This is a genomic window from Candidatus Flexicrinis affinis (assembly GCA_016716525.1).
In the GTDB taxonomy this organism is placed as follows: domain Bacteria; phylum Chloroflexota; class Anaerolineae; order Aggregatilineales; family Phototrophicaceae; genus Flexicrinis; species Flexicrinis affinis.
In genome coordinates this window covers 588,369-611,489 of record JADJWE010000001.1, presented here as the reverse complement: position 1 = coordinate 611,489, position 23,121 = coordinate 588,369, and the positions used below count along the sequence as shown (strand labels likewise).

General features: G+C 60.7%; 19 protein-coding genes, 2 rRNA genes and 1 pseudogene. 7 read left to right on the top strand and 15 right to left on the bottom strand.

Going from position 1 to position 23,121, the window contains the following annotated elements; all coding sequences use genetic code 11:
• Positions 1-2 precede the first annotated feature (2 nt).
• The 7 genes from IPM16_02405 to IPM16_02375 are packed head-to-tail and all read right to left on the bottom strand — an operon-like array spanning position 3 to position 4,911.
• Positions 3-344 carry a tetratricopeptide repeat protein gene (locus IPM16_02405; GenBank protein ID MBK9121958.1) on the bottom strand — a complete coding sequence of 114 codons (342 nt, stop codon included), beginning with the start codon at positions 342-344 and terminating at the stop codon, positions 3-5.
• An 8-nt stretch (positions 345-352) separates the two neighbouring features.
• Positions 353-1,702, bottom strand: coding sequence for an NADH-quinone oxidoreductase subunit NuoF (nuoF, locus tag IPM16_02400; GenBank protein ID MBK9121957.1), 1,350 nt, complete (start codon positions 1,700-1,702; stop codon positions 353-355).
• 27 nt (positions 1,703-1,729) lie between these two features.
• Positions 1,730-2,230, bottom strand: coding sequence for an NAD(P)H-dependent oxidoreductase subunit E (locus IPM16_02395; GenBank protein MBK9121956.1), 501 nt, complete (start codon positions 2,228-2,230; stop codon positions 1,730-1,732).
• A 20-nt stretch (positions 2,231-2,250) separates the two neighbouring features.
• On the bottom strand, positions 2,251-3,513 hold the full coding sequence (gene nuoD, locus IPM16_02390) for an NADH dehydrogenase (quinone) subunit D (GenBank protein ID MBK9121955.1): 1,263 nt from the start codon (positions 3,511-3,513) through the stop codon (positions 2,251-2,253).
• A gap of 14 nt (positions 3,514-3,527) precedes the next feature.
• A complete protein-coding gene (locus IPM16_02385; GenBank protein MBK9121954.1) occupies positions 3,528-4,076 on the bottom strand; it encodes an NADH-quinone oxidoreductase subunit C in 549 nt (182 codons plus the stop codon).
• Positions 4,076-4,561, bottom strand: coding sequence for an NADH-quinone oxidoreductase subunit B (locus IPM16_02380; protein MBK9121953.1), 486 nt, complete (start codon positions 4,559-4,561; stop codon positions 4,076-4,078). The genes IPM16_02385 and IPM16_02380 overlap by 1 nt, the downstream gene beginning before the upstream one ends.
• Positions 4,552-4,911: an NADH-quinone oxidoreductase subunit A gene (locus IPM16_02375; GenBank protein ID MBK9121952.1), complete on the bottom strand. Its 360-nt coding sequence runs from the start codon at positions 4,909-4,911 to the stop codon at positions 4,552-4,554. Before IPM16_02375 ends, IPM16_02380 begins: the two co-directional genes overlap by 10 nt.
• A 232-nt stretch (positions 4,912-5,143) precedes the next feature.
• On the opposite strand from IPM16_02375, the gene IPM16_02370 reads away from it, so the two are divergent.
• Positions 5,144-6,211, top strand: a complete 1,068-nt coding sequence (locus tag IPM16_02370) for a WD40 repeat domain-containing protein (GenBank protein ID MBK9121951.1) — start codon at positions 5,144-5,146, stop codon at positions 6,209-6,211.
• 29 nt (positions 6,212-6,240) lie between these two features.
• Here the strand turns inward: IPM16_02370 and IPM16_02365 are convergent, their stop codons facing one another.
• From IPM16_02365 to dnaG, 5 genes and pseudogenes are all read right to left on the bottom strand, one after another.
• Positions 6,241-7,608, bottom strand: a complete 1,368-nt coding sequence (locus IPM16_02365) for a CRTAC1 family protein (GenBank protein MBK9121950.1) — start codon at positions 7,606-7,608, stop codon at positions 6,241-6,243.
• Between the two features lie 108 nt (positions 7,609-7,716).
• The gene (locus IPM16_02360; protein MBK9121949.1) at positions 7,717-8,691 is read right to left on the bottom strand and encodes a GNAT family N-acetyltransferase; all 975 of its coding nucleotides are present in this window, start codon (positions 8,689-8,691) and stop codon (positions 7,717-7,719) included.
• A 2-nt stretch (positions 8,692-8,693) separates the two neighbouring features.
• The gene (rpoD, locus tag IPM16_02355) at positions 8,694-9,674 is read right to left on the bottom strand and encodes an RNA polymerase sigma factor RpoD (protein ID MBK9121948.1); all 981 of its coding nucleotides are present in this window, start codon (positions 9,672-9,674) and stop codon (positions 8,694-8,696) included.
• A gap of 363 nt (positions 9,675-10,037) precedes the next feature.
• Positions 10,038-10,283 (bottom strand): annotated as a pseudogene (locus IPM16_02350) (RNA polymerase subunit sigma-70).
• A 29-nt stretch (positions 10,284-10,312) separates the two neighbouring features.
• A complete protein-coding gene (gene dnaG, locus IPM16_02345; protein MBK9121947.1) occupies positions 10,313-12,388 on the bottom strand; it encodes a DNA primase in 2,076 nt (691 codons plus the stop codon).
• 115 nt (positions 12,389-12,503) lie between these two features.
• Between dnaG and IPM16_02340 the strand changes: the two genes are divergently transcribed.
• Positions 12,504-13,001, top strand: coding sequence for a DUF427 domain-containing protein (locus tag IPM16_02340; protein ID MBK9121946.1), 498 nt, complete (start codon positions 12,504-12,506; stop codon positions 12,999-13,001).
• Between the two features lie 25 nt (positions 13,002-13,026).
• A complete protein-coding gene (locus IPM16_02335) occupies positions 13,027-14,121 on the top strand; it encodes a response regulator (GenBank protein ID MBK9121945.1) in 1,095 nt (364 codons plus the stop codon).
• Here IPM16_02335 and IPM16_02330 read toward each other — a convergent pair.
• On the bottom strand, positions 14,118-15,305 hold the full coding sequence (locus tag IPM16_02330; GenBank protein ID MBK9121944.1) for an acyl-CoA dehydrogenase family protein: 1,188 nt from the start codon (positions 15,303-15,305) through the stop codon (positions 14,118-14,120). The two genes, IPM16_02335 and IPM16_02330, sit on opposite strands and share 4 nt — an antisense overlap.
• Before the next feature lie 86 nt (positions 15,306-15,391).
• Here IPM16_02330 and IPM16_02325 point away from each other — a divergent pair, with 86 nt between their 5' ends.
• The 4 genes from IPM16_02325 (at position 15,392) to IPM16_02310 (ending at position 19,769) form a co-directional block, all read left to right on the top strand.
• Positions 15,392-16,420 (top strand): phosphotransferase family protein, encoded by a 1,029-nt coding sequence (locus IPM16_02325; GenBank protein ID MBK9121943.1) that lies wholly within the window; start codon positions 15,392-15,394, stop codon positions 16,418-16,420.
• Positions 16,417-16,821 carry a hypothetical protein gene (locus IPM16_02320; protein MBK9121942.1) on the top strand — a complete coding sequence of 135 codons (405 nt, stop codon included), beginning with the start codon at positions 16,417-16,419 and terminating at the stop codon, positions 16,819-16,821. Before IPM16_02325 ends, IPM16_02320 begins: the two co-directional genes overlap by 4 nt.
• A gap of 155 nt (positions 16,822-16,976) precedes the next feature.
• Complete coding sequence (locus tag IPM16_02315; protein MBK9121941.1) at positions 16,977-18,143, top strand: FHA domain-containing protein; 1,167 nt, start codon at positions 16,977-16,979, stop codon at positions 18,141-18,143.
• Between the two features lie 126 nt (positions 18,144-18,269).
• On the top strand, positions 18,270-19,769 hold the full coding sequence (locus IPM16_02310) for a PLP-dependent aminotransferase family protein (GenBank protein ID MBK9121940.1): 1,500 nt from the start codon (positions 18,270-18,272) through the stop codon (positions 19,767-19,769).
• Positions 19,770-19,953: 184 nt separating this feature from the next.
• On the opposite strand, the gene rrf is transcribed toward IPM16_02310, so the two are convergent.
• Together rrf and IPM16_02300 are read right to left on the bottom strand one after the other, a co-directional pair.
• Positions 19,954-20,070: ribosomal RNA gene (gene rrf / locus IPM16_02305) — 5S ribosomal RNA — on the bottom strand.
• A gap of 121 nt (positions 20,071-20,191) precedes the next feature.
• Positions 20,192-22,990, bottom strand: a 23S ribosomal RNA gene (locus IPM16_02300).
• Positions 22,991-23,121 lie beyond the last annotated feature (131 nt).

Here is a 23,121-nt window from a genome sequence, read left to right as displayed (position 1 = left end):
CTTTACCGTTTCTGCCCCGCACGCGCAGCCCGGATGCTGTCCTGCGACTGCTCTAGCCCGAGTAGGGCGCGATCGCGGACTGCCTGCGCGACCACCCCCCAAGATTCCGTTCTCAAATCCTCTTCCGCCAGCGTCAGCGCTCGCTGAAAGTCGCTGGCGGCTTCCTTCGCGCGCCCAAGTGCGAGCAGCGCTTCGCCGCGGCTGACCCACAACACCGCGGCATTGGCGTCCAACCCGATCGCATGGGTTAGCGCCTCAATCCGACTCACGAGTTCCCGTTGGCGTTCGGCGCGGGACGGTACGATCCATCCCCGCAGACGCTGCCACAGCGACGAGTCGGACATCGCCAAATCTAGTCGCCGGCGGGCGTTGCGGCGGTCGCCGCACGGCCTCTGGCCGGGCGTGCAACAGCCTTCTCCTCAGCCGGTTTCTTGCTTCCGTCGACCCACGCCTTGAAGTCCTCGGGGAAGGCGTTGATCGTCCAGATGATCGGGTTGGCGGCGAACTCGCCCAACGCGCACAGCGTCGTAGGCTGCATATTCTTCGCCACGCTCATGATCAGGTCGACGTCGGACTCTTTTCCTTCGCCGGCAAGAATGCGGTCGAGCACCTTGTCGAGCCAGTAGGTTCCCTCGCGGCACGGCGTGCATTTGCCGCAGCTCTCGTGCTTGAAGAACTTGGTGACTTTCGACGCCACCCATACGATGTCGGTCGTGTCGTCCATGACGATCACCGACGCCGAGCCGAGAATCGAGTTGAACTTGCGCAGGTCGTCGTAGGTCAGCGGCGTGTCGAGCACCTCGTCGGTCACGCGGATGATCGGGCCGGAACCACCGGACGGCAAGATCGCCTTGAACTCGCGCCCGTCCAGCGGGCCGCCGCCGTAGTCGTAAAGCAGTTCGCGGAACGTGATCCCGAACGGAAGCTCGTAGTTGCCGGGGTTCTTGACGTGGCCGCTCAAGCAGAACACTTTCGTTCCGGTACTGGTCCCCACGCCGATCTTCTTGTACTCGTCTGCGCCATTGTTGATGATCCACGGCACGTTAGCCAGCGTCTCGACGTTATTGACCACGGTAGGCTCGGCATACAGGCCGCCGCCCTTATTGGCGGGGAACGGCGGACGCACGCGCGGTTGACCCAGCTTTCCTTCGAGGCTGTTGAGCAGGGCTGATTCCTCGCCGCAGATGTACGCGCCAGCGCCCAGATGGGTGAACACGTCAATCCTGAACGGGTTGCCGTCTGCGTCCTTGAGCTTGCCTTTCGGGCCGAACAGCCCAGCCTTGCGCGCATCGGCGATGTGCTTGTCGAGCTCGTGCGCGACATCCCAGAACTCGCCGCGCAGATAGATGTAGACCGCCGCGGCCTTGATCGCGTAGGCACAGATCAGCGCGCCTTCGATCAACTGGTGCGGGTTGTTCTCCATGATCTGACGGTCTTTAAACGTCCCGGTTTCGCTCTCGTCGGCGTTGACGACGACGTAGTTGATCGGGTTGTCCTGCGGGATGAAGCTCCATTTCACGCCAGTCGGGAAACCTGCGCCACCACGCCCGCGCAGATTCGACGCTTTGACCTCGTCGATCACCTGCTTGCGGCTCATGCCGAGCGCCTTCTTCAGCCCTTCGTAGCCGCCGTTCTTGTTATAGACGCTGAACTCCCGAATGTTCGGGATGTCCTTTTCGCGGAATAGAATGTTGAGGCTCATACGCGCACCTTCACCCTGTGGCTTACGTTACGACTTGTTCGCTTGCGCGTTGACTTCGGCCCGCCACTGCTCCAGAAGGACCTTCATCTTTTCCATGTCGAGGTTCTCGTAGTAGTGGAAGTTGCACTGCAGCATCGGCGCCTTGTCGCAGGCGGCGAGGCACATGACATGCTCGACCGTGAACATACCGTCTTCGGTCGTGCCACCTTCGCTGACTCCGAGATGCTCCTTCAGTTCCTTGTGGAACTTGTCGGCGCCCTTGAGCGCACAGGGCAGATCCGTGCAGACCTGAAGCCAATAGTGCCCCTTCGGCTTTTCCGAGTACATCGTGTAAAAGCCGGCGATGGATTGGACCTGCGTCGGGTCCATGTCGCACACCTCGGCGACATCCTGAATTCCCTCGGGACTGACCCAGCCGTACTCTTCCTGCGCGATGTACAGCAGCGGCATGACAGCCGATCGCTTGTCCGGATACTTGGCAAGCGTCGCCTCGATGCGATCTGCGTACTTCTCTTGCAGCGTGTTCATCGGCAGTCGATCTCCTCGGGTTAGCGGTCGCAGTCGCCCAGCACGATGTCGATGCTCCCGACGATCGCCACCAAGTCGGCAATCATGTGGTTGCGCGACATTTCAGGAATCGCCTGAATGTGCATGAACGACGGTGTCTTGAAATGCACGCGGCGCGGCCTGGTTCCGCCGGTGCCATGCAGGTAACAGCCAATCTCGCCACGTGGGCTTTCGATGGCGACGTACACTTCCTGATCCGGCACGCTGAAACCTTCCGTCCACAGCTTGAAGTGGTGGATAACCGCCTCCATGCTCTGGCCGAGTTCTGCCCGCGGAGGCGGCACGAACTTGCGGTTGTCGCTGCGGAATCCGCCGCTGGCTGACGGCAGTCGCTTGACGGCTTGCCGCAGAATCTTGTGGCTCTCGCGCATTTCCTTGATGCGGCAGATGTAGCGGTCGTAGACGTCGCCGTGTTCGCCGAGCGGCACGTCGAAGTCGTATTGCTCGTAGCCGCTGTACGGCATGGCTTTGCGGATATCCCAGTTGACGCCGCTGCCGCGCAGGCTCGCGCCGCTGATACCCCACGCCAGCGCGACATCCGGCTCGATCACGCCGATCCCCTGCGTGCGATCCAACCACAGCGGGTTGGACGTCAACAGCTTTTCGTAGTCGTCAACACGCCGGGGGAAGTCATCGAGAAATGATTCCAGCGCGGGCATGAAGTCGCTGGTCAGGTCGCGCCACACGCCGCCGGGACGCAGATAGCTTCCCATCATCCGCTGGCCCGAGAGCATCTCGAACATATCGAGGATCTTCTCGCGCTCGCGGAAGCAGTAGAGGAAGACGCTCATCGCGCCGAGGTCGATCGCGTGCGTACCGAGCCACACCAGATGGCTCGCAATACGCGAGAGTTCGAGGCAGATTACGCGGATTACCTGCGCGCGCTCGGGCACGTCGAGGTCGACCAGCTTCTCGATCGCCATACAGAAGACGGCGTTATTCGACATCGGCGAGAGGTAATCCATACGGTCGGTGCAGGTGACGCCCTTCTCGTAGGTCTTGCTCTCGATGGTCTTCTCGATGCCGGTATGCAGGTAACCGATGTCCGGCAGGCAGGTGACGATCTCTTCGCCATCCAGCTCAAGCAGCAGGCGCAGCACGCCGTGCGTCGACGGATGATGCGGGCCCATGTTGAGCAGCATCGTCTCGCCCGTCAAGGCGCGCTCGGTCACCAGATTCTTGATGTCCTCGATGCTCCCCTGCCACTCGGTGATCGGGGCGTCCGAAGCCGTGTTTACAGCCATATCAGTCACTCACCCTACTCTTTGGCGAACGGCTTGTGCTTCATGATCTCTTCCGCGTTGAACGAGAACTGAACGGTCTCGTAACCCAGCGGAGTATCGCGCCGGTGCGGGTGGCCGTGCCAGTCGTCCGGCATCAGCAGCCGCCGCGGATCGGGATGATTGAGGAACGTGATGCCCATCAAATCCATCGCCTCGCGTTCAAGCCAATTCGCCGCCGGCCAAACGGTGCTGACAGTCTCAACCTCTGGCTCGTCCTCATCGAGGTAAACCTTCACGCGCAGGCGCACGTTGTAGAGCATCGAATAGATGTGGTAGCAAACGGCAAACCGGCCGGGCCGGTCGTATACACCGCCCGGTTCCCAGTAATCCACTGCACTCACATCGCTCATGAAGTTGAAGATGAGTCCCGGCGTGTCGCGCAGCACGCGCATCACCGGGATGATCTGCTGCGGGTCGACGACGATCGTCGTCTCACCCGCGAACTCGACGACATCCTGGACAACGCCCGGGATCGCGGAATTCAGAACCTCAACCGGATTCTTGGCGGGATCGATGTTGACCATTAGCTCGCCCACTCCTGAATCCGTTCGCCCTTGATCTTCTCCTGCAGGGTGAGGATTCCGTGCATCAGCTGCTCGGGGCGCGGCGGGCACCCGGCCACGTACACGTCGACCGGAATGATCTCGTCAACGCCCTGCACGACGGCGTAGTTGTTATAGACACCGCCGCACGAGGCGCAGTCGCCCATGCTGATGACCCACTTGGGGCTGGCCATCTGATCGTACAGGGTGCGCACGACCGGGGCCATCTTGCGCGTCACGCGGCCAGCGACGATCATCAGATCGGCCTGACGCGGGCTGGCGCGGTTCAGCTCCATGCCGAAGCGAGCCAGATCGTAGCGCCCTGCTTGCGTGCTCATGTATTCGATGGCGCAGCACGCGAGGCCGAACAACAGCGGCCATGTCGCACCCGTGCGTGCCCAGTTGATTGCCGTTTCAAGCGTCGTCGTAACAACGCCGAGGTTACCGAGCTTCGGTGTTACTCCCATTCCAGCGCGCCCTTCTTCCACTCGTATACGAGGCCGACCGTGAGGATGAATAAGAACAGGCCCATCGTCACCAACCCGTAAATGCCGAGGTCGCGGAAGACGACGGCATAAGGGAGGAAAAAGATCACTTCGATGTCGAACAGAATGAATAGGACGGCGACGAGGTAGAACTTAACCGGCATCCGGCGCGTACCCGGGCCTATCGGCTTCATACCGGACTCGTACGGCGCAGTCTTGCGCGAGGTCGGCCGGTGTGGGCCGAACACGCGCGAAATCATCAGGATGATGAACGCCAAAGCGACCGCCACAACGATCATTACGGCGATGGGCGCAAACTGCTGTAGAGCCATTGGCTAGCCCCCGGATTTCGTTTGTTCAATTTCGCACAATTAGCCGAGGCGAGGTTAACATAACCGGGATAGCTTGTCAAATTGACACCCGGTTAAATTCCCACCTCGAATGGGTCGGATTATAGCGCATGGGTGTACGGCCGTAAAGCGAAGTCGCGGCATCAGCAGCGCGAGATTTCAAGATATGCTAACGTTGCACCACGCGCTGCTTGGGAACATGAATGAGAGAACCATGCTACGACGCAAGATCGTCCTACTTCTCGCCTGTATTGTTTTGGGATCGGCAGCGGCATCGGCGCAGCCCGAGCTGGTGCCGCTGCCGGTCGAAGGGTACGGTTCGCAGGCAGTCGCCTCGCCTGACGGAACCGTCGCCGTCGCATTCACAGATGCGCGCGCCGTCCTCGTCGCAGACATGGACTTGCCCAACGACCTGACGATCATCAGCCTCAGCGACAACTCGGTCGTCACTACGCTTGATGGCCCGGTTGATATCGCGACGTCGGTCGCCTTCACCGCCGATGGTACGCGGTTGGCCGTCGTCCACGCGAACGGCGACATCGCGCTTTGGAACACGGCGGATTGGTCGCTGCTCGCTACGTATTCCACGCTCCAGTTTGATGCGCAGACGCTCGGATTTCTGCCTAACGGAAACACCCTGACTCTGCTTACAACCGGCGTACAGCCCCTGCTGCTGCTCGTCGATGTGACGTCCGGGGCTTTCACCGGTGTGGCGGGCCGGCGTTTCGTGAGGAGTAGCGAACTGCGCGCCATACTGCGCGAGCCGCAAGGCATCATGCGCGCCTCTGCGATTGCGGCCGCGCTCGCACCCGACGGCACGCGCTACGCGACAGCCAACGGGTTCGACGAGATCGTTGTTCGGGACATCGAAACGCTCGATTGGTTCACCGCACGCCAGAGCGAAGGCGATATCCCGCTGCTTTCGATCGCGCGCATGGCCTTCGCCGACGACCGTACACTGGTGTACATGCTGCGCTCGGGAGAGCTGCACGAGTACGATATCGAGTCGCGAACCGATCGGCTGATCGCCACCGTCGCCGATCGGCTGCTAACCATCGGTGTCAGCCGCGATGGTACGCTGATCGCCGCCGTGGCGCGCGACCCTGACGCTCTGATCGTGGTCGATCGCGCAACGGGCACAACGATCCAGCAGGTGCCGCTCCCGTCCCCGCAAACCGTGCTGTCGCTCAACTTCGCGCCGGACAACAGCGCTATACTGCTCGGCACCATGAACACGGACGGCGATGGACCGTCCGCCGCCGTCCTGCCTATAGCACCGTAACGGTGCTCATTTCTCATCTTTGGGCTGGACTATTCAGGGTGTTCGACAGAATACATTCGGTCGATCTGCGCAATGTCGAGGATCGTATGCGCGCCGGACGGCCAATGGACCTCTACAGTAAGTTCGTCGTCTGGCTCGGGTCCGAGACCGAAGTGCGCAACCGGTTCCATCTGGCAAAGGTAGCCGCTGCCGGCATCGATCGCGCGGATTTGCGACCGTTCGCGCATATGCAGCTTGACGATCGCGCCGCGCGCCGGCGCGCCGTATTGGGTAAGCGGCAGGATCCGGAGCCAATGGCTGAGGTTGGCGTGCGGCGCGTATAACGTGACGGGCTGCATGGCGGACTCACCGTGGCTGATCAGCAGTTCGAGCCGGCCATCACGGTTGATGTCGCAGACAGCGGCGCCGGTTCCGAGACCGGTAGCCTCGATGGCCGCCCCCGGATTTAGCCGTGTCCATTCGCCGTCCCGGAACCCGAAAAGTCGATTCGGCTCGCCGATGTTGTTGAAGAACAACTCTTCGTAGCCGTCGTTGTCAAAGTCGGCGGCGATGACCGTTCGCACGCGGCTCGGGAGCGCCAGCTCGGGCGGGGCAACGTTGCGGAATACCCCTTGCGGAGTGCGCACGAACAGCCGATGCGGGCCTTCCCAGTTCCCGTAGACGAGATCGAGCTGACCGTCGCCGTTGGCGTCGAGTACCGCGACCCCGCGCACGTTTTCGAGCGAGTCAGCGACACCGACGCGCTCGGCGATCTCGATAAACGTGCCGTCGCCGTTGTTCTGAAACAAGAAGTTCGCACCGCGTTCGTTGCCGGCGAAAACGTCCATGCGCGAGCTGACCAACGGCAAAGAGACAAGCGACCTGCCGCCGGACGTCAGGTCGACGCCCACCCTACTCGCCACATCGACGACGAATCCCTCGTCGTTAAGCTCGTAGAAGCGCATCGGCCCGCCGTAATTCGCGACGAAGAACCCGTAGCGTCCATTGCCGTCGCGGTCGACACATGCGACCGATCGTCCGGCCGTGAGGTTCATGACCCCTTGATTCTCTTCAAGGTCGAACAGGTCGACCCAGCGCGTGCCGCGGTTCAGAAACAGCCGGTCACCGAAGCGCTTGCGTCCTCCAAACGTATCGGTGTTCATGACATAAATCTCTTCGCGGCCGTCGCCGTTGATGTCCGCCGCCGCGACGCCGATCGCCTGACGCTGGCTGTCGGCCAACACCGGGTCGACAAGATCCACCAGCGCGCGTCCATTCCACTTCAAGACGCGGTTGGGGAAGTTGTTGCCGGCGACCACGAACTCGAATTCGGCGTCTCCGTCGATATCTGTAACGGCGACGCCATAGCCGAGCTGCGGCGGGTTAAAACGTATGAGATCGGAGATATCTTTGAACATGGCCCCCGGTCGCGCACGTCCCCGATGCGCGGGTTGAGTCTCGTGGCACAGTGTAGCACGGCGCATCGTTACGGATGCGTATATACGCCATGAGACTTGGCGTAGAACTCAGCGTAGTTTGAGCAGCAGCGCCGGGCTTTCGCTAAACCCGACCGACTCGTAGAACCGGCGCGCGGCCTCGTTGGCGCGCTCTTCGTTGACGATCAAGGTGTTGAGGTTGAGTTCCGCGGCGCGCCGCATACACCCTTCCAGCAGCGCCGCACCGATCCCGCGCCGCTGGAAGGCGGGCAGGACAGCGGTATCGTTGATAACTCCGTATCCCGACGTGAGCGTGCGCGCCGTGCTCATGACGACGCACCCGATGATCAGTTCGGGCTGCTGTGGCGTCGTGGCAACCAGCGTCACGATCGACAAGTCCTCGCGCAGGCGCTGTCGCGCGGCCTCCCACTGACCATCCGTAAGCTCGCGATTGGACGGAATCGTTCGGATCAGTTCGAGCACCTGCTGGAAGTCTGCTGAGTGCGCGGGCCGCACGATGACATCGCTCTCGACACGCTCACCGAACTGAGACCGTGATGCGACGCCCGCGCGTTCGAACCAGCGGGCCAGCGCCTCGCGATGCGTACGAAACGGGATTAGCGGCACGTCGTCCGGCGCGAATACGCGCACGTCGGCGGCGTCGTCTCCCGCGCGAAGCACGCCACCAACCGGCCGTGCGCGGTAGAACACCATGATTCCGCTAGCCGGGGGTCCTTCCGGGTAGCTGTTCAGGTCGGTTAGCTCGAGAATTTCAACCTGCAGCCCGGTCTCTTCCTCAGCTTCGCGAACGGCCGCCTCTTCAAGTCGCTCGTCGGCTTCCACATAGCCGCTCGGGAATGCCCACTCGCCCTGATGCGGCGGGTGGCCGCGCCTAATCAATACAATGCCGCCGTCCATCTCGATCAGCACGCCGACCGTTGGAACAGGATTGACATAATGCACGTAGCCGCAGTTGGGGCACACCGGCCGCATGCGGCCGCCTTCCTCACGCGTGACGAGTTCGGCGGCGCAGCGCGGGCAATAGGTTGGCGGTGGAAGGGCCATCGCTACATATCAAGGTAGTCGCGCAGTTGGCGGCTGCGGGTCGGGTGCCTCAACTTGCGAAGCGCCTTGGCCTCGATCTGGCGGACGCGCTCTCGCGTAACGCCGAAATAGCGGCCGACCTCTTCAAGTGTGCGATCCTGACCGTCGACAAGGCCATAGCGCATCTCGAGCACTTCTCGCTCGCGGTCGCTGAGGATGCCGAGTGCCTGCTGCATCTGCTCTTTGAGGAGCTGACGGGTCGCCGACTCCGCCGGCCCGGGTGTCTTATCGTCGGGGATGAAGTCCCCATACTGGCTGCTTTCTTCCTGCCCGACGGGCTGGTCGAGGCTGAGCGGCTCCTGACTCACACGGAGGATCTTCCGCACCTTTTGCGCGGCGCGGCGCAGCTTGCGCTGCAAGCCCATTTCAAGCGGGATCCCCTGCTCTTTCAGGTACTTGATCGCCTTCGTCTCTTCCGGCGTCAAGAAATCCATCTCCAGCGCGATCTGTTCCGCCGTAGGCTCCGAGCCATTCTGCTGCAGAAGCTGGCGCTGCACCCGCACAAGCCGGTTGATCGTCTCCACCATGTGAACGGGGATTCGGATCGTGCGCGCCTGATCGGCAATCGCGCGGCTGATCGCCTGACGGATCCACCACGTTGCGTACGTGCTGAACTTGAACCCCTTGGTGTGGTCGAATTTCGCGACGGCGCGCAGCAGCCCGATGTTGCCTTCTTGAATGAGATCCAGGAAGTTGATCCCGCGGCCCATGTACCGTTTGGCCACGCTGACGACCAATCGCAGGTTCGCTCGCGTCAGCGACTCGCTCGCCAATTCCGCGCGGCGTTCGATGTCCTCGAAGATCGCAGGCAGGTCTTCGACCGCGTCTTCGTCATCCATGAGTAAGCGACTGAACACGGAGGCATCTGGAAGCTCGCCGGATTTGCGGACGATGGACTTGACTTGGATGAGCAGGTGCGAGGGCACGAAGTAGAAGCCCTGCATGAACTCGAAAATCGGCGTGGCATAGTCCGACCACGCCTCGTCGCGTCCCCAATCGCGCTGACGCAGGTAGCTGCGCACGTACGACTTACCTTCCGGCTGGTCGCCGCCAGCGATGGCCTGCACTTCTTCGATCAACCGCAAGATATCCGGTTCCTCGACCTTCAGCGCAGCGGCCCGCTTCTGAATCTCGCTCCAGCTGTGCAGAATCGTGTGATACGCAAGCTCGACGACTTCGTGCGGCGCCGGCAGCCCCGGATCATCCGACCCGGCGTGCACTGTCGGTGCCGAGAGTCTGTCGGTAAACGACTGCAGCATCGTGTTGGCGGCAAGCTGTGTGCTCAGCCACACCTCGCTGTTCCCGTCGAGCAGCGGCACAAGGCCGATCTCTTTCAGATACATGCGAACCGGGTCGTCGGTAGATACGACGGCATCGATCTGTACTTCGGTCAGGTCGTCTTCGATCTCTTCTTCGGCACCGGGCTGAAAGTCGACATCATCGCTGACAGACGGCGATATCGAATCAAGATCGTCGTCCTCTTCGGGCGACTCAACCTCCTCGAAATCTTCATTGAAATCAATATCGTCGCCGTAGTCGTTTGGATCAGGCATGAACGCACCCCCTCTGCGTGCGGACTATTCTAGCGTATGCGCCGAGACAGTTCAGCGTCGAGTTGGCGCACCGCCTGAGCCAACACGTTCAACGATGCCATCAGCCGCCGCGTTTCCCCCCGGTCGCCCTCGGACTCTGCCAGCAGTGCAGCCAGCGATTCACGATCGCGGCCGATCCGCACCGCTCGCAGCCGCAGCACAGCGACGACCAGGTCCTCTTTCGCGTCGAATGCCGGCGCTGTGCGTTTGCTCAACTCATCCCAAAGCGCGGCGGCGTCCCCATCAAGCCGTTCTTTGATACTTGCACGAACGTGCGCCGCGTCGGACGCGCGCAGCCCTGCCAGTACGTCCGCGCTGTCGGCGTCGAGCCGCTTCTCAATGTGGGCTGCCGGCTCGGCCTGCGCCGTGTACAGCGCGCCGCGAATCGCCAACCATATCGTTCGATGCGTGCTGTCGAGGAAATCTTCGTCGGTCAGATCGCACAGCGGCCCGTCGGAAAGCGCCGGGTTATCTTCGGACAGCGTACGCAATCGCTGATTCGCCGCATAGGCCCAGGCGGGCTGTTCGATTAGCCGGCGCAGGCAATACCGTTCCAGCGCCAGATCGTCCTGCGGGGCGGGCATGCGCGGGGCCGGTTGAGCCGCGGGCGGCGCGACGTCGACCCCGACGTCGACCGGCATGGGATCGCCGAACTCGTCATACTCCGGTGGGGGGGCCATATCGCGCGCCGCAGGCTGCGAGGGCGCACGACGTATAGGCTTCGGCTCTGCGGGCTGCGAGGCAGCCCATCCAATGAGTGTCTTCTCGGCAATCCGCAGGTGCGCAGCCAACTTCTGCAGGTTGTCCTGTCGGTACAGCTCACGCTCGGACGCCATCAGCAGCGGCAGGATGCGGCGTGCCGCCGCTTCTTTTTCGACGATCGTCGCATGCGGCGACAGGTCACGCGTCTCGAATTCGATCACGAAGTCAGCCACCGGGCGCGCTTCGTCCACAATCTGCGGCCACAGTTCGGGCTGTTCGCGGATCAGGTCGTCGGGGTCTTTGGCGCCGGGGATCGACAACACGCGCATATCGATCTGCATGCGGCCGGCAAAGTCCTGACTCAGCGCCCGGCGCGCGACTTCGAGGCTGCGCATGGTGGCATTTTGGCCGGCAGCATCGCTGTCAAGCGCCAAAAGCACGCGCTGCGCGTATCGCGGTGCGACGAGCTGTAGCTGCGAGTCGGTAAGTGCCGTCCCCATCTGCGCGACGACGTTTCCGAAGCCCGCCTGCTGCGCTTGGATTGCGTCCAAGTAGCCTTCCACAATTACGACGGCGCCGCTGTCGCGGATGGCGCCCTTCGCGGTATCGAGCGCAAACAGCGTCCGGCTTTTGTTGAAAACGGGCGTCTCCGGTGTGTTCAAATACTTCGGGTTGTCATCAGGATCGAGCGCACGCGCGCCAAACCCGATCACACGGCCGCGATCGTCGCGAATCGGAATCATCAGCCGGTTGCGGAAACGGTCGTATATGCGACCGGCGTCGCTGCGGACCGCCATTCCCGCCTCGATCATGTCGTCCTCGGTGTAGCCGATCTGCTTCATGGTGGTCAGCAGCCCCGACCACTCCGGAGGTGCGAAGCCAATCTGGAACTTGATGAGCGTCTCGTCGCTCAACGCGCGCTTGACCCGTGCGTAGTCGAGCACGGAGCGGGCGGCCTGTGCGTGATGTCCCGGCACGGTATCGGGTTGGATCAACCAGCGGTGATACTGCTCGGCAGCAGAATGCAGCAGGCCGCGCAGGAATTCGTGCCGTTCGTCGGTTTGGCGCTGTTCGGGCGTTCGGGCCTTGAGCTGAACCCCAGTCTGCTGGGCGAGTTCGCGCAGAGCCTCGGTGAAGGTCCATCCGTGCTGGCGCATGGCGAAGTTGAGCACGTCGCCACCCGTGGCGCAGGACCCGTAACAGCGCCACGTCTGCCGCACCGGATCGACCACGAACGACGGCGTCTTCTCCTGATGGAACGGACAGCACGCCTTGTACGTCCGGCCCGCCTTTTTGAGCGGGACGTACTGCTGTACATAGGCGACAATATCGAGTCTCGCCTTAATTTCGTCGGCTACTGACATAAGAATCGCTCTCGCCCGGGGAATCTTAATTCTAAACTGCGGCGTTCGTTGACGACAATAGGAAGGTCGGTTGATATACTGCAGTCTTCTGCTGGGTTGTCACAACGAGTTCGCAATGATCTTCCCCAAGCGTATACAGCCCACGCAAGGCCAGGAGTCGGTGTGGGACTATCCGCGTCCGCCCCGAGTCGAGCGGGTATCGAAGAGAATCGTCATCGAAATCGCAGGGGTTACGCTGGCCGACACCACTGGAGCGTATCGCGTGTTGGAGACCAGTCACCCGCCGGTGTACTACCTCCCCCAGTCCGACATTCGGATGGAGTACTTGCAGCGCACGCCGCGTACGAGTTTCTGCGAGTTCAAAGGCAGCGCGACGTATTGGGCGGTCGCGGTAGGCGATCGGATCGAACCAAATGCGGCGTGGGGCTATCTCGATCCAGCGCCGGGGTTCGAGCCGATTGCGGGATACATCGCATTCTATGCCGGTCGCATGGATCGCTGCACGGTGGACGGCGAAACCGTCGAAGCGCAGCCCGGCGATTTCTACGGCGGGTGGATCACCTCCGACGTCGTCGGGCCGTTCAAGGGCGGCGCCGGCACGTGGGGCTGGTAATCGATTAACGGAGTAAACCAAATTCATGTCTCTCATTCTGGTCATCGAGGACGAGGACCATATCCGCAGCAACATCTGCGAGATTCTGTCGTACGAGGACTACGACGTTATCGACGCGCCGAACGGCATGGTCGGCATTGAACTGGCACAGCAGCACAATCCGGACATCGTGCTGTGCGACGTATTGATGCCGGGCATCACCGGATGGGACGTGCTGCTCGAACTGCGGAGTTCTGCCCGCACAGCCGATACGCAATTCGTGTTTTTGACCGCACTTGCCGACCGCGCGAGTGCACGCAAGGGGATGTCGCACGGGGCAGACGACTACATTGCCAAGCCCTTCACGCACCGCGAACTGCTCGACACGGTGGCAACCCGTTTGCGCCGGCGCGAGGAAATCAAGCACCGCACTGACGACCGTCTGGACGACCTGCGCAAGACCATCGTGCATGCTCTGCCCCACGAGCTGCGCTCGCCCCTAACCGGCATCCTGAGCTGCGCCGAATTCTTGTTGATGGATCATCCCGCCGGCTTAGAGGTCGAGCGCGTGCAGAATGTCGCCCGCATCATCGAGCGTTCTGGCCGAAGGCTTCAGCGCCTCGTTGAGAACTATCTATTTTACGCACAGCTTGAGATGACAGCAGCGGATCGGGCGCGCCGAGACGGCGTCTCGCGGGAACGGACCGAGAATCCGGGCGGGTCAATCTACGACGCCGCGGTTGAGGTCTGCAAGTCCCATGACCGCCTCGACGACCTCAGACACGAGATTTCGAGCGTTCCGGTAGCAGCAAGCAGCGACAACCTCCACAAGCTCACATCAGAACTCGTGGACAACGCGTGCAAGTTCTCGCAGCCCGGTACGCCGATCGAAGTATTGGCCTTCGTGCGCGATAACAACTACATCGTGACTATCTCCGATCAAGGGCGTGGCATGTATCCCAGTGAACTAGAGAACATCGGCGCCTATACCCAATTTCAGCGCAACCTTTTCGAGCAGCAGGGCGTCGGGCTGGGATTGGCCATTGTCCGCCGGTTGGCGGATTTGTACGGCGGGACATGCGCGATTCAGTCCGCACCTAACACCGGGACCACTGTCGAAGTCGGCCTGAAGTTAGCCTAAGCCTCACGATTTGCCTTCAGGATGCGGCGCGCGACGACCATTCGATGAACCTCGCTCGCCCCGTCATAGATGCGAAACGCCCGCGCGGACTCGTACCACTGTGCCAGCGGCAGATCGCGGCTGATCCCCAGCCCGCCGCATATCTGTATCGCACGGTCCAGCACCCGATTGACGGTTTCAGCGACATGCACCTTGCACATCGACATTTCTTGCTTCGCGTCTTTGCCGTTTTCAATCAGCCATGCGCAGTGCTGCATCATGAGGCGCCCAGCATGCAGCTCGGTCGCGCTATCGGCCAACATCCACTGAACCGCCTGATGACCGCCTAGCGTGGTCCCGAAGGCCTCACGCGTATTGGCGTAACGCGCTGCGATCTCCAGCGCGCGCTGCGCGATGCCCGTCCAGCGCATGCAGTGTGTGAGTCGGGCAGGGCCGAGCCGAGCCTGCACCAGCGCGAAACCACTGCCAACCTCGCTGAGCACGGCATCGTCGCCCAGTCGTAATCCGTTGAATCGAATCTCCCCATGACCCCCGAAGTCCGGCCCGCCGAGGTGTGGGATGTTGCGCACGAGTTCGATGCCGGGTGTGTCCATCGGCGCCAGAAAGAGCGTGGCACTCGATCTTCCGCCCGAGTCGTCGGTGCGCGCCATGATGATGAGAAAATCGGCCTGCGTCGCGTTGGTCGTCCACCATTTGTGCCCGTTGATGACCCAGTGATCGCCGTCGCGGTGCGCCGTCGTCTTGAGCATGGACGGGTCGCTGCCTACTCCCGGCGCCGGTTCGGTCATCGCAAAGGCCGAGAACGTCTCGCCCGTCGCAAGCGGTTTGAGGTAGCGCTCGCGCTGTTCGGCGTTGGCGAACATGTGCAGCAGGTGCAAATTACCCTCGTCCGGCGCGGCGCAGCCCATGACGAGCGGGCCGAGCAGGCTGCGCCCGGCGGCCTCGAACACCGGGATAATCTCGGTGATTGACAGACCCATGCCACCGAGGTCGGTCGGCATGGTGGGGCACCACAACCCGGCCGCCTTGGCCTGCTCGCGGGCAATTTTGAGGCGTTCGAGTGGGAGGCCGTCTTCCGAATCTTCGCCGGCATGCGCTTCGAGCGGGATGACGACGTCCTTCAGAAACTGATGAATTCGCGTTACAAGGTCCTGAATATGAGTAGGTATACTGAAGTCATACATATCCGCTCCCCAATTCGTGTGCGGCTCGCGCTGGAACAAATTGTATCCTGTGAACAGCTCATCGCGACCCGAGTAGAAGGACCAGCATGGAACACGGCGACCTTGCGCAGCGCCTTGGCAAATACCTGACCGACATGGTAGGCGTGTCGGTCGAGGTGAGCGACCTGCAAGCGCTCGCTGGAGGCGCGTCCCGCGACAGTTGGGCGTTCGTCGCGTCCTACGCTGACGGAACCCGCGAACGACTGGTGATGCGCCGCGACCTGGCAACCACGATGACCGAGTCTGCGTTGACCCGGGCCCAGGAGTTCGCCTTAATGCAAGCTGCGTATCGCCACGATATCGCCTGTGCGCGGGTGCGCTGGCTGTGCGATTCTCGCGAGCCGTTGGACTTTCCGTTCTTCATCATGGATTATGTCGAGGGCGTGTCGATCGGTCGCAAGGTGATGACATCGCCGGAACTAGCCGCTGCGCGTGCGGTATTGCCCCAGCAGATGGCACGGCAACTTGCGCGCATCCACAGCTTGGACTGGCACACCGAACCACTGGCTTTTCTGCGCAGGCCCTCCTCTGACAATCCTGCACAAAACGCCATCACAGACGTATACGATGTGCTTGACTCGCTAGACGCGCATATTCCGGCGCTGGAGCTTGCGCTGCGATGGTGTGTCCTCAACGTGCCCATGCCGCAGCGCATCACATTCGTCCACGGCGATTTTCGGGTGGGGAACCTGTTGGTGGGTCCGGACGGACTGACCGCCGTAATCGATTGGGAATTTGCCCATGTAGGCGACCCTGCTGAAGAACTCGGCTACCTGTGTATGCGCGATTGGCGCTTCGGCAGCGACGCGCTGCGGGCGGCAGGCTTGACGACACGCGAGGCGTTTTTGACCGACTATGAGCAGGCGAGCGGCGTGAAGGTTGACCGCTCGGCAGTGGACTGGTGGGAGGTCTTCGGCAACGTTCGGTGGGCTGTGATCTGCCTAAGCCAGGCACAGCGCCACTTGTCTGGTGCAGATCCAAGCGTAGAGCTTGCCAGCCTGGGGCGGCGTTCTCTGGACATGCAAGCCGAGGCACTGGCGCTGATCAAGCGCCTCCCGGCAAAGGTGACAAGATGACCGACCGGCCGATGCTTCAAGAGCTAATCGATGCGGTGCGGCACCACATCGAGGCTGCTGTCATTCCTGTCGTGCGAGGCGAGCCCAAGCTCTACTTTCAAACGCTGGTGGCCCTCAACCTGCTGCGTGTTGCAGCGCGCGAGATCGGCGCAGCATCTGAGCTTGCCAAAGTCGAGAGCGACGTCCTCTCGGTGCTGATGGGCGATGACGAGCGCGCACCGGCAGCGCTTGTACCGGCATTGTGCGCATCGATCCGGTCAGGCAAATTCGACCGCGACGAGCAATTCGTCGCGGCACTCCATGGCCTTTCGCAATGGGTGAACGCCCAACTCGCCGTAAACAATCCGGCCCTCGCCAAGCGGATGCAAGAAGAACTCGACTCGGGTCAGTTTGCATTGTAGTGATATGTTAAAGTTTCATAACGTCAACCGGGCCGAAGTGTGTCATAATTGGGCGAATACACGGGGAAAGCCGCGTCGTATTGCGTGCGCCTCCGCGTCATGGTTATACTGGTATCGCTTATGCGCGCCTTAGCGTTGAACCAAGGTCACCCTTCATGCCTGCCCAGCTAGTCATGCGTCGAGGGCCAAAGGTCGGACAAACATTCCCGGTAAGCGGGGATATTGTCATGATCGGCCGCGGCATGCGTAATCATGTCATCATTGACGACAACGAGGTTAGCCGCGATCACTGCCGTTTGTCCAAGGTGGACAACGGCTACGAGTTGTGCGACCTCAACTCCCGCAACGGTACTTTCGTCAATGGCCAGCGCGTGAACGACTGCTGGGAATTGAAGCATAACGACCTGATCGAATTGGGCGACTCGATCACACTCGAGTACCAGGTCGTCACTTCGCAGATGGATGAAACCGAAACCGGCATCCCGTATCTGGTCGTAGCGATCGAAGGTCAGCCAAATAGGACCGTTCACCCACTTCAGGGCGAGACCATTCTGATCGGGCGCGGCACGATGAACGACATCATCATCCTGGAACCGGAAATGAGCCGCCTGCACCTCAAGCTGGTTCGGAGCGGTTCCGGTTATTCCGTACAGGACGTCGGGTCGACGAATGGCTCGAAACTGAACGACGTCGAACTCACCGCCGAGATGCCGATCCAGCCGGGGGACATCATCCGAATCGGCCAGACCATCACGATGTACTACACGATGACTCCCGATCAGCTTCTCGATCGGCGGCAGGCTACGACCGTGCTGCAGGACCGTACGGATACCGGCACGGTGCGCTTGCAGACCGGTGCTCCGCGCATTCCGACGCTTACGGATCGTCTCAAAGCGACCGGCGTCGGGACTGGATTGAGCAGCGGCGCACTCGTCAATCACCTGTTCATGGCGTACACCCGTTCCGATTGGGAGACAAAGGTCGCGCCGGTGTTTAACCGGCTGTACGACGCTCAGATGGCCGTCTGGGTCGAGCAGTATCTTCCCGTGGGTTCGGATGATTGGCGCCTTGCGATCGATCAGGCGCGCTTGGAATGCTGGGGGTTGATCGTCATCGCAACGTTTGCGGCGATGCGCTCGCCGTTTGTGCAGCAGGTTGTGCGGCATTTCAACAACCGGGAGAAGCCAATCTTCGTCGTCGCGGATGCGCCAGATGTCGCAATCCCCGTCAACGGGCCGAACGTGCACCGGGTGGTCATGAGCCACGCCCTACCGGAATTGAGCATTCAGCAGTTGATCCAACTGATTAAGCGACACCGATAGGTGTTGGGAGCCACAATCAGCACCAGCAAGGCGCTCTTCTTGAGCGCCTTTTGTGTACACAATCGTAATCTTGTTGCATAATGGGCCGAAATGGACTCATTCAATCAGATAGACGGAATTTAACCGATGTTCAACGTGTCACAGCTTGCCTCGACATTGGATCGAGAGGGCGAGGAGCCAATCTACCGACAGCTCATACGTCACATCCGCGCACAGATCGACAGCGGCTCGCTGCCGTCCGGTTCGCGGTTGCCGGCAAGCCGCGAACTGGCCGATTCGCTTGGGATCAGCCGGATCAGCGTCGTCAATGCTTATGCCGAATTGCGCGCCGAGGGCTACTTGAGTGCACACGCCGGCCGTGGCACGTTCGTGGCGCGTGAGGTTACGAACGAACAGCGCGCAGAGCGTCCGCAGATTCACTCCATTAGGGACCAATCCAACAGCAGCGATCGTTCGCTGCGCGATCTGATGCGAATGGCGCGCCAGCCCGGCGTGATCTACTTCGGCCAGGGTGCGCCGCAGGTTGAGATGCTGCCTGTGCAGTACCTTCGCGACGCGATGAACACGGTATTCGAGCGGGACGGCACGCGTGCGCTCGGATACGAAGCGCCAGAGGGATACGGCCCGTTGCGCAACGCCGTCCGCGACTATGTGAGCGCGTTGGGCATTCGCTGCACGACCCGTGACATCCTGATCACTGGCGGCACCCAGCAAGCGCTCGACCTCGTTATTCAGGCCCTGCTCTCTGAGGGCGAGACGCTGGTCACCGAGGATCCGACGTATCTGGGAATGCTGGACATCGCGCGAACGCGCCGGCTCAACGTCGTGGGTATCCCCATCGACCAAGACGGGATCCGGCTCGATATTCTCGAGGCTTTCATCGCCGAACGCCAGCCGCGTCTGATTTACGTCATGCCGAGCTTCCAGAATCCGACCGGTGTCGTCATGCCGCTGCATCGCCGGCGTCAGTTGATCAATCTAGCAATGCAGTACGGCGTCACGATTCTTGAAGACGGCGTATATCACGAATTCCGCTATGAGGGCGACCATATCCCGCCGCTGCGTGCACTCGATGAGTACGGCGTCGTTATCCACGCCAGCGGGTTTACAAAGATGCTCCTGCCGGGGATTCGTATCGGATACGTGATCAGCGACAGCAAGCATCATCAACGGATCGTACGTGTGAAGCAGTCGGCGGACATTTCGACACCGGGCCTGAACCAGCGCGCAATTCATCTGATGCTCGAGCGGGGTGTAATGGCGCAGCAGCTTCAGCGCAACAACCGCGAGTTTAAGCGTCGGCGAGATATCGCCGTAATGGCCGCTCGCAAGCACTTCCCAGCTGGCACGCAGTTTCGTACGCCGCTTGGCGGATTGTATCTATGGGTACGGTTTCCAAATCAAGGGCCGACGGCGGCCGAACTGTATCTGACGGCAGTGCAGCGCGGTGTTGGATACGCCATCGGGAATATCTTTTACGCCGGGCAGGCCGACCCGTATTCGGTACGTCTGAACTATGGAGCGCACCGCCCCGAAGACATTGAAGTCGGATTCAAGCGGCTCGGCGAGGCCTGGCGCGAGTGTGCTGCGGGTTACGCCGAAATGGAGCGCACACACGTCCTCTAGGTAGGAAGTTGAGAGTGATGAGAAGGTGCCGCGGTTCATCACGCGCGAGCGCTGCATGGCTCGATAGCATGCCCCGCGATTCGTGACCAGTGGTTCAGCTTCGTGTCAGCCGCCTAACTGGCGGCTGGTTGCTTCTTGGGGTTGAATAGGGGAGAGGTGTGGAAATAGAAAAGCGAGGAAGATGAGTTGGCAGCGGCCTACTCTCCCACACCGTCGCCAGTGCAGTACCATCGGCGCTCGCGGGCTTAACTTCCGGGTTCGGGATGGGACCGGGTGTACCCCCGCGGCTCTAGCCACCAACACACCTCCCTCGCCTTTTCACGAGGTCGGGTATTCGTTTTGCGGTTTGTTTGCCGTCTACGAGTAACTTTCCACACGCTCCGGTGCGCGAAGCGATCTGCTCCCTGCATCACCACGCATTCTGAACAAGGTCATTCGACCATTAGTATCGGTTCGCTCCACACATTGCTGCGCTTCCACGTCCGACCTATCCAGCACGTCGTCTCCATGCGGTCTCAGGGGGAGTCTCATCTTGAGGCCGGTTTCCCGCTTAGATGCTTTCAGCGGTTCTCCGCTCCGAAGTTCGCTACCCGGCTATGCCACTGGCGTGACAACCGGCACACGAGCGCTTCGTCCATCCCGGTCCTCTCGTACTAAGGACAGATCCTCTCAAACTCCCAACGCCCACAGCGGATAGAGACCGACCTGTCTCACGACGGTCTGAACCCAGCTCACGTACCGCTTTAATGGGCGAACAGCCCAACCCTTGGGACCTTATCCAGCCCCAGGATGCGATGAGCCGACATCGAGGTGCCGAGCCTCGTCGTCGATATGAACTCTTGGACGAGACTAGCCTGTTATCCCCGGGGTAGCTTTTATCCGGTAAGCTACGGCCTTTCCACTCAGGGCCGTAGGATCACTAAGCCCGACTTTCGTCTCTGCTCGGCGCGTTGGCCTTGCAGTCAAGCTGGCTTCTGCCTTTACACTCTTCAGCGGGTTTCCATTCCGCCTGAGCCAACCTTTGGGCGCCTCCGTTACACTTTCGGAGGCGACCGCCCCAGTCAAACTCCCCATCTGCCACTGTCCCCGTGCTGTCACACGTAGGTTAGGGCCAAAACGTTAACAGGCTGGTGTTTCATCGCTGCCTCCACGCACGCTAGCGCGCACGCTTCCTTGGCTCCCAGCTACCCTACACAATCAACGTCCTAGCGCAATGGCAAACTAGAGTAAAGCTCCACAGGGTCTTTTTGTCCTGCTGCGGGTAACGCGCATCTTTACACGTACTTCAATTTCGCCGGGTCCTCGTTGAGACAGTGCTCCACTCGTTACGCCTTTCGGCCGGGTCGGAACTTACCCGACAAGGAATTTCGCTACCTTAGGACCGTCATAGTTACGGCCGCCGTTCACCAGGGCTTAGATTCAGAGCTTGCACCCCTCCTCTTAACCTTCCGGCACTGGGCAGGCGTCAGCCCCTATACGTCTGCTTTCGCATTCGCAGAGACCTGTGTTTTTGGTAAACAGTCGGCAGAGCCTCTTCACTGCGGCCTCCTCTCGGAGGCGCCCCTTCTCCCGAAGTTACGGGGCCTTTTTGCCTAGTTCCTTAACGAGGGTTCTCCCGTTCGCCTTGGTATTCTCTACCCCTCTACCTGTGTCGGTTTCTGGTACGGGCGGCTGCTTCGATGGATTGTGGCTTTTCTTGGATCTCGGTACCTCTCACTTCTTGCTTGCGCACGGCATCGCGGGCTCTCCCGCTTACCACCGTCATCCACTGCGACGGCTGAGTCTCCCTTGACCTTCCACTTTCCCCTGCAACCGGTAACGGAATATTAACCGTTTGTCCATCACCTACGCTTTTCAGCCTCGGCTTAGGCCCGACTAACCCGACGCGGACTGACCTTCCGTCGGAAACCTTAGAGGTTCGGCGACACTGGTTCTCACAGTGTTCTCGCTACTCATGCCTGCATTCGCACTCCTGCGCGCTCCAACGAACCTTCCAGTTCGCCTTCTCCGCCCGCAGAACGCTCCCCTACCATGCTTTCGCATTCCTCGCTTCGGTGGTGTGCTTGAGCCCCGTTACATTTTCCGCGCAACCGCGTTTGACCAGTGAGCTGTTACGCACTCTTTAAAGGGTGGCTGCTTCTAAGCCAACCTTCTGGCTGTCTAAACACGGTCACATCGTTTCCCACTTAGCACACACTCCAGGACCTTAGCGGTGGATCTGGGTTGTTTCCCTCTCGACTGCGAAACTCATCTCACGCAGCCCGACTGCTCGACTTTCAGTGTCCGGCATTCGGAGTTTGGTTGGGTTCAGTAAGCTGGACGCCCCCTAGCCCATCCAGTGCTCTACCTCCGGCACTGACATCGAACGCTAGCCCTAAAGCTATTTCGGGGAGAACAAGCTATCTCCGAGTTCGTTTGGCATATCACCCCTATACACAGGTCATCCCCGTTTTTTGCAACAAACGTGAGTTCGGGCCTCCACGTGATGTTACTCACGCTTCACCCTGCCCATGCATAGCTCACCCGGTTTCGTGTCGAATAAGTGCGACTGGCCGCCCTGTTCAGACTCGCTTTCGCTTCGCCTCCGGCTGTTACTGCCTTAAGCTTGCCACACCTATTCACTCGCAGGCTCATTCTCCAAAAGGCACGCCATCAGGACATCGCTGCCCCTCTGACTGGTTGTAAGCACACGGTTTCAGAGTCTCTTTCACTCCCCTCGCCGGGGTTCTTTTCACCTTTCCCTCACGGTACTTTTGCACTATCGGTCGTCTAGTGTGTTTAGCCTTGGAGGGTGGACCCCCCAGCTTCCCACGCGGTTAGCGTGCCGCGTGGTACTCAGGATTCTGACCCTCTGCTTTCGCTGCGTGTACGGGACTCTCACCCTCTTCGGTCGGCTTTCCCAAGCCCTTCTACTTCGCTTCCGCAGATTTCCGTCAGTCCTTCAACCCCGGTGGAACGCGTCCACCGGTTTGGGCTGTTCCGCTTTCGCTCGCCACTACTCGCGGAATCCTCTCTCTTCCTCAGGCTACTTAGATGTTTCAGTTCGCCTGGTTCCCTCGCTTTTCAGCGTGATCCGGCATGACCCGGACCGGGTTTCCCCATTCGGACATCTCTGGCTGCTCGCGGGTGCACACCCCTGACCAGAGCTTTTCGCAGTGTACCACGTCCTTCGTCGGCACTAGACACCAAGGCATCCCCCGTGTGCCCTTACTTTCCTTGTTCGAGAACACAGTGATGATGCAAGGAGCACATCGCTCCCCGCTTCACCCTTGCGTGTATCGCGTTACTCGTATTCGGCTGTTAACCTGCGCCGGTTTATCTGCCCGGCGGTAGCCTGGAACTTGCGCTCCAC